Origin of the sequence: Clostridium sp. M62/1, assembly GCF_020736365.1 — a bacterium.
Taxonomy (GTDB): Bacteria; Bacillota; Clostridia; order Lachnospirales; family Lachnospiraceae; genus Otoolea; species Otoolea saccharolyticum_A.
Window position 1 is genome coordinate 190484 of sequence record NZ_CP085988.1, and the last position, 13782, is coordinate 204265.

Below are 13782 nucleotides of genomic sequence, written 5' to 3' on the forward strand. Positions count from 1 at the left end.
ATGGATTTATTGAAACAATGCCAGCAATGGTTTGAACAGGATGAAGCGCAGAAGGTAATCGACACCCTGGAAGCGATTCCTGCCGAGGAGCGCACCCCGGAACTGGACAGCGAATTGGCCAAGGCATATATTGCCGTTGCACATATAGGAGAACGGGAGCCTTTTGAAAAGGCGCTGGAACTTCTGGCTCCCCATGAGGAGTATTTTGCCGAAGATCACTGCTGGAATTATCGAATCGCTTTGGCCTATTACTGTCTGGATGAGGAAGGCCCCGCCCTGCGTTACTTTGAAAAGGCCCTGAAAGCCCGCCCCGGAGACAAAGATACTCAGGAGTACATAAACGATTGCCGCCGTCGTTTGTCCCTGCCCCGCTTTGAAAAGAACTTCCGTGAAAGGACGCAGGAAGCATGGGCAGCCTTTTCTCAGATTGAGGCAGAACTGCGTCAAATCATAGATACGGACGAAACACACCAGCGCGGCGAAGAACTGGTTGAAAAATGCGGGAATGCACTCAAGACGGCCCTGCGTGATACTTCCTTCGAGCTGGGCTTCAATGGCGAAAAGCATGAATTGATCCTCAGTCCAGAGGGGCTTCGCTCCCGCCTGTTCCCGTTGGTGTACTTCCAGAAGCAGGCCCCAGAATCGGTGCTTGAGCATTGGAATATCTGGGTAGGCCGCCAGCCCTGTGAGGGGTTCGAGCTGCGAGCTGGAGAGATTGAAGTTCGGGCTGAGGATGTGCAGATGTGGGCAGAGGAAACAGAGGATCATCAGGTAAGTCTGGTCCTTTACTGTGAAAAGCTGACCCCGATCTTGAAAGAGGACACAGACAAGGTCTGGTGGGCACTCTCTATGCTGGTGGATCAAACCATCGGAGAAGTTTCCGCTATCGCCTTTGTTGCTGGGTTTGATGTTTATGCTCAACCGAAAGACGAACCGGCCAAGCTGCTTTCCGAACTGCCGGAGTTGCTGCAAAGCATGGGGCTTTCTCTCTGGCGGGATGGCAGCGACTACTTGGAAAACAGTTATCTTGCCTATGAACTGGAACCGGTGGAGGACCCGGAGGCTGACTGGCGGCTGGATGTCTATACTGGAAGCTGCCGCCTGCCGGTGCTCATCAACGACTACCTGACTGCCCGCAGTGATATGGTGGATGAGTACCACAAGGATGGCATTGCCGCTGGATTCCTCCTGTACCCGCTGTCCGGTTTTACCGGTGAGGAACGAGTGAAAGCTATTCTGGATTTCCGGGATAACCTGCGGGATACCATCCTACGGGATGCAGGAGAGGAAGCCGTGACCTTCCTGGGTGGGGCCACTGGTCTGTATTGTGGGTATCTGGATTTTATCGCCTGGGATCTGCCCGCTGTACTAACAGCAGCACAGGCATTCTTTGAGGGAAGCGACTTGCCCTATGCTCACTTCCACGCATTCCGGCGGGATGTGGGTGGTGTGCCGCTACTGGACGAGAAAGAACCGGAGCCTGATATTCATGAGGAAACTGGCTCCCTGCTCTCGGCGGAGGATATTGAAACACTGGAATCCTTTGATGAAGGAACCACCGGTTACTTTGAGAAAATGCTCGGCTGGCTGGAGGATTTTATCAAAAGCGGCGTAGAAGAAGGACGATTCAGCGAAAAACAGGCTCACCAGGATTTGCAGATTGCCCTCTGGTATGCCTTTGCCTGCAATAATCTGGATGACTATGTCCACTACTACCGCGCTGCGGAATGGATGAAGGATTCGGAGAAAAACGCCACGGGCTGCGCTACCTGGTACTACCGGTATTCTGTGGCGTTGATGTATTGCGGCAGGCTGGAAGAAGCACTGGAATATGCGGAGCGGGGCGCTCTGGAGGAGCCGGACTACCCCTGGATCTGGCTCCATCTGGGCAAGCTGCGGGCGCATTTTGGCGATAAATCCGGTGCGCTGGATGCCGTCAAGCAAGGATTAAAACTGGAACCGGGAGATTATGAGTTCCTGACCTTAAAAAAAGAGATCAAAGCCGGAGCCACCCTGGAGCAGATGGAATATCATTGGATCAATCCCGATGCTGATCAAACGCTCCAGCGGGGACTGGACGAAGATGCGGATGATAAACAATGCGCCATAGCCTGCATTCGGGTGGACGAAGCAGGACTTGCCGAATTTTACGAGTTGTTCTGCCCAGAACGGTATGGCTATCAGAAAAATTCCCCCTGCTGTGAATTCCAATACCCGGTGAAGGAACATCTTGTGGAGCTTTCCTTCCATATGAACGAAGCTGGACTCTCCAAGATGGGAACCGACTGGCTGTGGCAGCTAAAGGAACGGCTGGACAGCGGCGAATGGCTGACCCACACACCTGAAGGAGAACCAGAGGGCATTCTAACAGGTGTGTTTGTGGACCAGCTGCGCCGCATTGGTCTTGTCTATCAACAGCCGGGAGACGATCAGTATTTTCAGATTTTCCTGAACCCGGACGGTACGAAGGCGGATGCCTTCTGGTCCTCAAGAAAAAACAGTGAGCCAGAGGTTTATTCGGAGGATGAGATGTCTGCGATAGAGCAGCACATCAAAAACACCTTTGGTGAGTTTGGGAATGTGTTCCATGAACTGGTTTCCACTGACATCCATGTGGACATCTGCGTTGTTCCTCCCTCTGAGGAGCGGGACTATTACACACTGGTGACGATGGGTATGGGTGCTCACCGGATGAATGTGCCGGAGGAATTGGCGGAATACAAGCTGGAGCGAGCAGAGCTGGCCATCGCTCTGCCGTCGGATTGGAAACTGGATGAGGAATCCCTGAAGGATGAGCGGTGGTACTGGCCTATTGGTCTCTTGAAAGTGTTGGCCCGCCTGCCCATTTCCAACGATACCTGGCTGGGCTTTGGCCACACAATGGACAAGCAGTCGCCGTTTGCAGAGGACACGAAGCTCAAAGCCGCTATTCTGACCGGTCCCCAGGGCGTGGAGGAAGGCGGCGAAGTCTGCACTTTGCCGAGCGGCGAGGAGGTCAACTTCTATCAGGTGATCCCGCTCTATCATAATGAGATGGAGTATAAGATGGAGCATGATGCGGACGCCCTGCTTGAAAAGATGGCAGGCATCAGTTTTGTGGTCAATCCCACCCGCCAGAATGCCATCACCAGAGGAACGCTTGCAGAGGAGGAGTTCACCGGCGATATGGACGATGCCGCCTGGCACCTGGAATCCATTCAGGAAAAGGGCCTGCCGGTGGATGAGATCAATGCATACAACCACATGGCAATCTATCTGCGCTGGTGCATGGAGCATGATCTGATGAGCGCGGAATTTATGGAGCGGTACTGGGAGCAGGTGCAGCCGTTTATGGCAGATCTGAGCCGCGCCGATCTGCGTGGCTTTATCCGGGACCAGCTGAAAGGACAGCTCTTTGGGGCGCTGTTCAACAAGGAGGGCGCAGCCTTTGCTGGATATTACTATGGCGAGGCGGACAGCCCGTACTTCCCCAGCGACATTGATAACTATGCTTTGGAGTATTTCGGTTCAGAGCAATATTATTCCGATAAGTTCCAGGATGAAGCCTATCTGTTCATCCCATTTGATGAAAACTATTATCAGGCTATGGCAAAAGTCATGGAAAAGCGGTTCGCCAACTGGCAGGGGCAGAGTTTCGATGAGGCCACTCTGGAGCCTTCAGACCTTGCGGAAGCCATGATGGAATATCTGGACTGTGAATGTACCTATTTCCCCTCAATGACGGATGATGACCCCATCATGTCGGCATACAACTATGCCAAACGGGAAAGTGTCAAAGAGGGCTTTGTGCCGGTTCTGATTAAGGCGGATGACGAAATCCTGTGGGAATGCCTGATTATGAATTCCGACCCGGACAGTGATGGCGAGGACGACTATGCTTTCGACCCGGACAAAGTTGCCGAATACCGGAAGAAAATGCTCTCCGCCCCCATCAAGAACAGTAAAGCAGTTCTTGAGGAAATGATTGGGCAGCGCAAGGAAGAAGCCGAGGATGACGATATGGACTGGGATGAGGAGATCCTTGGCGAGATGGAGGGCGGATATGATAACCGTCGTTTTTCAAGCTACTGGAATTCCGATAATAATATGACCTATCCTCTCATTCTGGCTAAAATCCCCGTGAAGAACCCTTGGGAGATTTTTGCCTATCTGCCCTTTGGTGGCTGGAATGAATGTCCTAACACGCCGGAGTTAATGGCAGTTGCAAAATACTGGTTTGAACAGTATGGCGCTGTACCCGCAGTTATGACTCATGATGAGCTGGAGTTCTTGCTTCCGGTTCCTGTCTCCGAGAAAGAGGCTGTAGATGTGGCGGTGGAGCTGTACGGCTTCTGCCCTGATGTGATTGACCAGGGTCCGGAGGAAGCCACCGTTGGTGCTTTGGCCAATGTACTGCGGCAGTCCACTGTTTGGTACTTCTGGTGGGATTGAGCAGGAGGATGTGTCTATGAACGAATACCTAAAGCAATATATTGAACTCCAAAAACAGTTTCGAGAGACAAAAGGGAAAGCGGATAGTGTTCGTGCGCTTTATGCGTTCAAAGAAGAATTAGAGCAGAGCGAAGATACACAGGCTAAAGAAGTATTGGTGTATGTTTATGACCTATTGGACTTCAAAAAAAGTGCCTATGAATTGCTTTCTAAAATTGGAGATCGGTCGAATCCAAAAATTTTCCGGCGTCTGGCGATTATGAAAGAATATGCCGATGACTGGGGAGACTCCTTTGCCCTCCGCAAGCCTAAAACCAAAGCGGAGAAACAAAAAGACAAGGAAAAGCGGGACAAACTTGGTCTCCCTTCTTTCCGGTATCATCCAGACCCTTTGGATACCGGGGCTTTTGAGCAGTCTGAGGAGAGTGTGGTTTGTGATTGCTGTGGCAAGAATATTCATATTTACTATACCGACCCTTTCTATACCGTGGAAGATATTGAGTATTTGTGCCCAGAGTGCATTGCCAGTGGCGAGGCGGCCCGGAAGTACAACGGCAGCTTTCAGGACGTTTGCTCTCTGGATGATGGTGTAGACGATCCAGAGAAACTGGATGAACTTCTCCACCGCACTCCTGGCTATTCCGGCTGGCAGCAGGAATACTGGCGCGTCCATTGTGGTGACTATTGCGCCTATTTGGGTAATGTGGGAGCCAGCGAACTGCGGGCGCTGGATGTGCTTGAAGAAGTTTTGGATGACCCTATGTGGGACGATGAGCAGAAAGAAATGATTCAGGAATCCGTTAACGGAGGGCATCTTCAGTGCTATCTGTTCCAGTGTCTTCACTGCGGAAAGCACCTGGTCTGGATGGATTTCGATTGAGATGTTTTTATGAACACGCAGTTGTATAGACGGCGTGGCGGATGGCCAAATGTACCGGGAGATTCAGTGGAAGTGCCAATATGAGGATGCTCTGATCCAGCCGCCCAGAGGGATGCTGGACATCAACATGGGGAAATATGCCTCGGGAGGACGCTGACTTTTTATCATACCAGCAAAGGAGGTGGGAACTATGCAAAGCCAAGGCAATATCAGAGTTGTTGAAATGCTTCGCTATCTTTATCAGCATACAGATGAAAACCATACTGCTACTGTTACAGACATTACTGCTTACTTGAAAGAGCGAGGCATTCAGGCAGTGCGCCAAACGGTCTATGCTGATTTGAACGCTTTGATTACAGCCGGGTTTGATATTGTGATAGTTAAAAGCACACAAAATCAGTATTTCATGGGAAACAGGCTTTTTGAATACCCGGAATTAAAAATGCTGGCGGATGCGGTGGCTTCTTCCAAAATCATTTCTGCAAAGAAATCGGAGGCTCTGGTACAGAAGCTGGGATGTTTGACGAGTATCCATCAGGCAGAACAGCTCAAGGGGCTTGCCAGCTTATCCAGCCGCGTGAAACCAGGAAATGAAAAAGTCTACTACATAATCGACAGTATTCATTCTGCTATCTTCTGAACCCTTATGCACTGGAGTGGAAAAATGACCATTATTACTTGATCGGCTACTCACATAAGCATAACAGAGTTGCCCACTTCCGTGTAGATCGTCTGGCAGGCGTTGAGGTCTTATCAACAGAGTTTGCTCAGCTTGAAAATTTTGATGTGGCTGCATACACAAACACAATGATTGATATGTTTGCCTCGGAGGGCACACTGGATGTTGAGCTGCAGTGTGATAACGAGCTTATGCGTGTTATCATTGACCATTACGGAGAGAATGTCCCTGTTAGACCCTATGATAAGGATCGTTTTATAGCAACAATCAAAGTAAACCCAAGCGGCACATTCTATGGATGGGTATTTAAGTTTATGGGGAAGATCAAGATTCTTTCCCCCCAAGAGTGTGTAAACCAGATGAGAAATGCAGCAAGGGTGTTTATTTGAGGAATTGGGGGCTGTCGCATCAATGATTAGAAAATCATAGATGCGGCAGCATCTTTTTGCTATTTTTAAGCCGAAATATTCACTTCTTTTATTCCGTTTCTATAAAAAGGCGAACTTTAATAAACCTTTTCTGAAAAAAGGTTCATTTTCAGGATTTACTTTTGAGCTGTCAAAATCAGGCGGTTTGTTTGAGTGGAAATAAATGACGCCCTGTCCTTCCTGCCTGAATCTTATGATGAAGTTTGTTTATGTTATACCCGATCGCCAGCAGGATACTCTGGGCGGTTACATTTGCATTCCCTCGATATAAATATCGTCTGAATTCCATATCCTCTTTGATGTTTGCAAAACTTCCCTCGGCCTGGATACTTCGGTTCATTCGGAGCTGTGTACCATAATCACTGGTAATCCGCTCCAATGTCTCCTGACGTTTTTCTTTCATTTTTTTCGAAACGTACAGTACTTTCTGGCGGTCTTCCATTGGTGTTTTGCAGTTGTTCCCCTTGATGCAGTCTGTTTTGAAAGGGCATCCGCTGCATCCGTTACTTCGATATACGGTAACGGTTCTCCGGTATCCACTGGCCGTCTTTTCTCTCTTTTCGTACTGCATCGTCAACACCTGTCCATTTTTACAGTAATAACAGTCCGCTTTCTCATCATATTTCATGTTTTCCATCCGCCCGATATCCTGACGGTATTTTCGGGGTTTGGAAATTTCATAGTTCTGGGGTTTGATATAGGCCAGCTGACCGTTTTCTTCGAGAAACAGGTAATTCTCTTCGCTTTCATATCCTGCATCTGCCACAATCTCCTGATATTTAAACGGAAGATACAACTCCATATCTTTCAGGAATGGGATCAAGGTCCTCGTATCCGTAGGCCGTGGACTGATATCCAGCCATGTGATGTATTCTGAATCCACTCCATGCTGAAGATTATAAGCCGGTTTCAGCTGCCCATTGAGCATGGCATCTTCTTTCATTCGCATAAAAGTCGCATCCGGGTCTGTTTTAGAATAACTGTTACGGTCTCCACAGACATAAAGCTTTTTATTGTACTCCTTCAGTTTTGCTATGTAAGTTTCCAGAGTTTCCAGCGATTTCTGAAGGTGTGTTTTTCGTCGTCCGGTTCCATGAACAAAGACAATCCCTTCCTCCTGCCTGATCCTGCACAGCTTTTTTCGCAGCCTTTTTAATGTGTGAAGAGAGACTTTCCCGTTATAAGCGATCCTGAAACCGTAAAGATTTTCACACTCTTCCACAAAGACAAGAATCTTATCGAATAGTTTTGCCTGATTTTTCGTAATGGCTTTTTTCCAGACAAAAGTATATTTATTCGCAACGGATTCTATTTTCGTTCCGTCAATAAAGATACTTTTCCCGGAAATCTCCCCAAGGGAATATAAGAGTTTCGACACCTCGGCCAATGTCTTTTTCGAGCATTGTGCGAAATGCAGAGAAATAAAACGTGCAAAGGTTGCATGGTCAGGTGCTGGTTTCCCTTCCAAAAGGTACATGAAGTTGATATCCCTGCGGCATGCAGTTTCGATATCCCGGCTGGAATAGATCCGATTCATGCTGGCGTAGACCATGATCTTAAACAGCTGTCTCGGTGTCGCCTGATTTTTCTTTATCTTTCCATAAGTCTGATAAAGATCGCTGAGTTCCATTCCCTCCACAAATGCACTCAGAAGACGGACCGGATCATCTGCCGGAATCAAAATTTCCACATCCAGCGGAAGTTTGATTTGATAGTACAGAGAAGATAAGGTATAATCTTTCTGTAGGATTTTATTTATTCGCATAAATAAATTTTACACCAAGAGCCAGGCCTTGCACAGACCTGGCTCTTATTCTCTGCAAAAAAGTGCTGCCGCACTAATTATTTAGTGCGACAGCCCCTCTTCATTTACAATATTCTCAATCATGTTTTCCCGGAAACATCTTTCCCGTGATGATCTTTTCCATCTGTATGACCAGCTTTTCCTCATTCAGGTTTGGTTTTTCCATATACTGCAGCAGGACTCCCACCATTCCGCAGGCATAAAACCTCAGCATCACTTCCAGATCATCCACGCTCAGGTCAAGCTCCGGAACCTTACTGCGCGCTATCTGCGCCAGATATACGGTTACCGCCTCGACAAGCATCCCCTCGATCTGAACCCAGCGGCGGGAATAGAGCAACCGCTCGAATTTTTTCCTGTTCTGCCGCACAAACGCGACATAAGTGGTCAGTGCTCCCAAACGGTCTTCTTCATTCAGGCTCTTCTGCACCAGCTCCTGCGTGGCACGTCGGAACGTCCACTCCAGCACATCCATAATATCTTTAAAGTGATAATAAAATGTCTGCCTTGAGATATGGCATTCCGCGATCAGCTTTGTCACCGTAATTTTATCTATGTCTTCCTTATCCAGCATCTGGGAAAAGGTATCTGCAATCACTGCTTTCATGTCTTCTCTCATATAAACACCTCTTCTGTGATGCTATTTTATTATACCTTTTCCAAAGAAACAAGTAAAAAATTTATCATTTTGCAAGCCAGATCGGGTTACTCCATGCAGTTTTTCCGTTCTTGTCCGTACATTTTACCCGAACATAAGTCTCATGACCCTTCAGTTCGTATTCTCCGTGCTCAATCGTATCGTCATAAGATCCGCACACTCTGGAAATACCGTCATTTATATCATTTCCAGCAACAAAGTCAATCCTGTAGACCGGACTGCAGTCAACGTAGGCCACATTGTCTCTGATTCCCCAGTCACGGATCTCCGGTCCCGATGATGAATAATAATTTCCTGCCAGCATATTCTGTACAATATCTTCATGCGTCAGCCTCTCTGCTTTGACCACGATGTAGCCTCCGCATGCGTCATCGAAATTTCCTTCATTATGATTGTCGTCCGATGCAAAAGCAAAAATTTTCTTTCCTTCTCTTAACATCACATCGAAATATGTTTCATCATATCCGGTATTACTTTCATTAACTGTATTATAGTTATAAATCTCAAGTGCCCAGATTCCTTCTGTATTTATAAATTCCTCTTCTCTCACTCTCGACCATATCGGATGATTGTATGTAGCTACCATACCGTGCTGTATCATTTCATCCGCCAGTTTCTGGGCAGCCGCAGCCCCGTCCCATTGTCCGTAATATTTATGCACCGGATGGATCTCATTGTGCTGATACAATGGAAGGACCGCATTTCTCTGCATCTCCTCTGTGCCGAGAATGCCATGAATGTGATGTACTTTTTTTCTTCTCCCGGAAACCTCATCATAATAAAGGATTGCGGACGCCTCAAGCCCCGGCAGGATAATGAAGTCATCACAGTCAAATTCCGCTCTGTAATCCGTATACTTATCATGTTCGGAAAAGCACAGAAAGTTGTATCCATGCTCTTTAAAAAGCTTTACAGACTGTTCAGGGGTAAGCATTCCATCAGAATTCACCGTATGGCTGTGAAGATTCCCCTTGTACCAGTTTCCTTTTTCCGAAAATCCGCGTATTGTAATTTTATCCACTTTTTTCCTCCTTGCCGCCCGGTCTTAAAGCCGCACACAGTTATGATCGGCCACTCCTACATTGATCTTCTCACCCACATTAAACATAGACATACTCCGGAACAGCACGTCTGCATACACTTCCACGCCATTGATATCAATATGGTAGCGGAGCACATTTCCTCTTGGCACATAGTCAATGATCGTTCCGTTCATACGGTAATCTTCCGTCGTGATCGTATCCTTGGACAGCAGGAAAGTCTCAGGACGGATTGCAAACTGTCCGCTGTTCCATTTCTTTCCTGTAATTGCTTCCATGGCATTCGCATCCAGAATATTATAATTTCCGATGAATCCTGCCGCAAAAGTCGTCTCCGGTTTTGTATAAACTTCTACAGGACTGCCCGACTGTTCAATAACGCCGTCATGGAACAGGTGTATCACATCAGACATTACCATTGCCTCATCCTGATCATGGGTTACGAACACAGACGTCAGACCAAGATCTTTGTGTATTCTCCGAATGCTCGTCTGAAGAGATTTTCTCAGTTTCGCATCAATAGCACTCAGAGGTTCATCCAGAAGCAGCACTTTCGGCTGCATCACAATTCCTCTCGCAAGAGCGACCCTCTGTTGCTGTCCTCCGGAAAGATTTCCCGGGTACTCTTTTTCTTTTCCTTTTAACTCTACCATATCAATGGCATCTCTTACACGTCTTCCAATCTCATCTGACGGAAGTTTCTGAAGTTTTAATCCGAAAGAAAGATTCTCTTCTACCGTCATATTCGGGAAAAGGCTGTACTGCTGGAACACCATTCCGATATTACGGTCCTTTGGATCTTTGTTTGTAATATCCTCACCGTCCAGCAGTATCTGTCCCCCTGAGATCTGCTCAAGTCCTGCGAGACAGCGGAGCAGCGTACTCTTTCCACATCCGGAAGGGCCCAGAAGTGTAACAAAATCACCTTTATGGATTTCCAGATTGATTCCCTTTAACACATGATTATCACCATAAAATTTATCGATATTTTTAAATTCAATATAAGCCATTTTCTTTATCTGTCCTTTCTGTCTTTGCCCTTCGACTGCAGGAAAAATGCACAAGCCGAAATGATCAGAGTTACGAGGAAAAGTATAACGATCACGGCGCAGGTCCTCTGCCCGGATTTTTTCATTACATCATATAAATACATCTGTGCTGTCATAAACTGTCCGCCCGCCAGTGTATTAATGATAACGAAATCACCAAATACAATTGCCATCGCCAGCATGACTGAAATTGTGACACCGCTCATAATATTCGGAATAACGACGCGGAAGAATGCGTAAAACTTGCTCGCTCCCAGCATCTGCGCCGCCTCGATAAGCCTTGGCGCCCCGACACCATTCAGATTATTTCTGATTCCCTGATATACATAGGGAAGGATTACAACCATATAAGTCGCAACAAGCATGAACATTCTGTCTCCGAAAGGTTCCGGCGCACTGCTGTAAAGCGACAGAACGCAGATTGGAAGGATGACGCCCTGGATTGCATACGGAATCGTACACAGAATCTGAATCATTTTATCCCATTCCGGATGGTAGACAACTACCACATACATCGCCAGCAGTACAAACACTGTACACAGCACGATCGGAACAATAGAAATAATAACCGTACGCCCGACTGCTTTCCAGAACAGAGGATCAGTAAACAGCTCTGTATAAGCTCCCAGAGTAAAACCTGTCGGCATCACGTCGATCCACTCCTGAAAAAGGGAGTAAATCAGCGTCATTACCAGTGGGAGAAGCAGATACACTATAATTACAATAATCGCAATCTTTGATCCTGCATTGCGTTTCTTTTTTTCTGTATTCATCAGCGTCTCCCCCCTTTCTTTGGAGTCATCTTATTCTGTACGCCAATGGCGATCACCATGAAGACCATCATGATGACTGCAATCGCACTTCCGAACTCCGGTCTCTGTATGATATCGCCGACGAACTGTTCCGACAGACGGATCGGAAGCAGTGATACATTGTTCATCAGCAGTGCATAGGCAGACGCATAAGCTGCCAGTGCGTTGGCAAACAATACAGAAAATGTTCCCAGTATACTCGGCATCAGTACTGGGATGCCGACTTTCCTCCAGAATGTCATCCGGCTGCCGCCCAGAAGGGCAACCGCTTCTTTCCACTCTTTTCTGATCGAATCAAATGCCGGGATCAGCAGGAGTGTGGACAGGGGGATTTGGAAATATACATATATCAGCAGAAGTCCCCATACAGAATACAGGGGGAACTCCGCCAGAAATTCAATTCCGTAATTCGCGCCGATCATCGTCATGACACCGATGTTTCCAAACATAATGATATATGCAAACGCCAGCGGTACGCCCGAAAAATTTGATACCATATTCAGAATACTCATGAATACCTGCTTCAGTTTACCTTTTTCCTCATGGACTGCTTTTGCACCGATAAATGCCACGAGCAGCCCGATAACCGAAGAAAGAATCGAGATGAGCAGACTGTTGACTATGGCCTGCTGATACAGTTTTCCGGTAAATATATTAATATAGTTATCAAGTGTAAATCCCATGTCTCCTCCCTCCGGGAAGAAACTTCTGATGACCGTAAAAATGACCGGTATGATCTCAAACAGAAGACATAGCAGCAAAAACGGCACCAGCGCAAATATGTATGTTTTCTTTTGTGTTTTCATATTAACCTCACCTTTTACATAAAACGGACCGCTGCACTTTATGCAGCAGTCCGGTCATCCGTCAATACATTTTATTGTGCGTAAGCTACAACCTCTTCCTGCCACAATGTTCCGATCGTCTGCGCGGTCTCGTCCCATGCATCCTGATCTTCTACCATTCTCGCGTTTGCATACTGGCTGTCGTCCAGGAGTTTTGAAGCCACATCGTCCGGAAGCTCCACATCCTCACGTATCGGTGTTGCATAACCTTTTGCAAGATTGATCTGTCCCTCATCACTTAAAATGTATTCTCTCGCAAGAGCCGCAGCACACGGATGCTTTGAATATTTGTTGATAATTGTAGCATATCCGGTCTGGATAGATGCCTCAGACGGGATAAAAACTGTAAAGTCTGCATCCGGATTATTCTCTACAAACTGCTCTCTGTAACCAAGAGCGTTGAAATCCCATAAGAAAGCTACTCCGACTTCTCCTTTCTCGATACGTGCCTGAGTAAACTCGCCGAGGTCAAGTCTTCCCTGCTCAGCAATCTGTCTGAAGTAATCAAGTCCCGGCTGAATGTTGCTTTCATCTCCGCCGTAAGCAATTGCTGCAGCAAGGACTGCATACTGAGCCTGAGTGGCAGCCTGCACGTCTCCGACTGCAACTATATAATCACCGTTTAAGATATCTTCAAAAGATGTAGGTGTGTCTTTTACGATCTTGTTGTTAACAATAACAGACATTGTGCCGTAATATCCTATGATCCAGTCTCCGTCATCGTCTTTCGCCCAGTCCGGAATCGAATCCCAGTAGCTTGTCTTATACGGAAGTGTAACTCCCTGCTCTTCCGCTACCGGTCCGAATGCCTGTCCTACATCACCAATATCCTTCGTAGCATCTGTCCCCTCTGTCTCAAACAGCGAAATTTCTTCCGCAGAAGACATATCAGTATCCACATGCTCAATCCCGTACGTATCTGTGTACTCCTGCCATGTTTCACCCCAGTTGGCCCATGTATCAGGCATCGCCGCAGATGCAAGTTCTCCCTCTTCTTTTGCCTGTGCTTCAATCTCTTCCAGAGTCATACTGTTCAGATCAACTGTTTCAACCGGTTCATCAGAACCGCATCCTGAAGCGATTGCCGCAGTAATACAGACAAGCAGCAACGCACTTATTATTCTTCTTTTCATTCCTGTTCTCCCTTTTTCAACTT

General features: G+C 47.2%; 9 protein-coding genes and 1 pseudogene. 3 read left to right on the forward strand and 7 right to left on the reverse strand.

Annotated elements, in window-relative coordinates:
* The 3 genes and pseudogenes from LK436_RS01055 to LK436_RS18410 all read left to right on the forward strand — a co-directional run bounded on the left by LK436_RS01055 (window position 1) and on the right by LK436_RS18410 (window position 6379).
* Window positions 1–4431: a suppressor of fused domain protein gene (locus LK436_RS01055; protein ID WP_044930284.1), complete on the forward strand. Its 4431-nt coding sequence runs from the start codon at window positions 1–3 to the stop codon at window positions 4429–4431.
* Between the two features lie 16 nt (window positions 4432–4447).
* Entirely contained in the window at window positions 4448–5311 is an 864-nt protein-coding gene (locus LK436_RS01060; RefSeq protein WP_008394708.1) for a CbrC family protein, read from the forward strand.
* Window positions 5312–5501: 190 nt separating this feature from the next.
* A pseudogene (locus LK436_RS18410) lies at window positions 5502–6379 on the forward strand (helix-turn-helix transcriptional regulator).
* Between the two features lie 175 nt (window positions 6380–6554).
* Here LK436_RS18410 and LK436_RS01075 read toward each other — a convergent pair.
* From LK436_RS01075 to LK436_RS01105, 7 genes are all read right to left on the reverse strand, one after another.
* The gene (locus LK436_RS01075) at window positions 6555–8183 is read right to left on the reverse strand and encodes an IS1182 family transposase (RefSeq protein WP_008394701.1); all 1629 of its coding nucleotides are present in this window, start codon (window positions 8181–8183) and stop codon (window positions 6555–6557) included.
* 115 nt (window positions 8184–8298) lie between these two features.
* A complete protein-coding gene (locus LK436_RS01080) occupies window positions 8299–8841 on the reverse strand; it encodes a TetR/AcrR family transcriptional regulator C-terminal domain-containing protein (RefSeq protein WP_008394698.1) in 543 nt (180 codons plus the stop codon).
* Between the two features lie 64 nt (window positions 8842–8905).
* Window positions 8906–9901 carry a PHP domain-containing protein gene (locus LK436_RS01085; RefSeq protein ID WP_008394697.1) on the reverse strand — a complete coding sequence of 332 codons (996 nt, stop codon included), beginning with the start codon at window positions 9899–9901 and terminating at the stop codon, window positions 8906–8908.
* 24 nt (window positions 9902–9925) lie between these two features.
* Window positions 9926–10930 carry an ABC transporter ATP-binding protein gene (locus LK436_RS01090; protein ID WP_008394695.1) on the reverse strand — a complete coding sequence of 335 codons (1005 nt, stop codon included), beginning with the start codon at window positions 10928–10930 and terminating at the stop codon, window positions 9926–9928.
* Window positions 10931–10935: 5 nt separating this feature from the next.
* Window positions 10936–11742, reverse strand: a complete 807-nt coding sequence (locus tag LK436_RS01095; RefSeq protein WP_008394693.1) for an ABC transporter permease — start codon at window positions 11740–11742, stop codon at window positions 10936–10938.
* Window positions 11742–12587 (reverse strand): ABC transporter permease, encoded by an 846-nt coding sequence (locus tag LK436_RS01100; RefSeq protein WP_008394690.1) that lies wholly within the window; start codon window positions 12585–12587, stop codon window positions 11742–11744. Before LK436_RS01100 ends, LK436_RS01095 begins: the two co-directional genes overlap by 1 nt.
* A 71-nt stretch (window positions 12588–12658) precedes the next feature.
* Entirely contained in the window at window positions 12659–13759 is a 1101-nt protein-coding gene (locus LK436_RS01105) for an ABC transporter substrate-binding protein (protein WP_008394689.1), read from the reverse strand.
* Window positions 13760–13782: the final 23 nt, after the last annotated feature.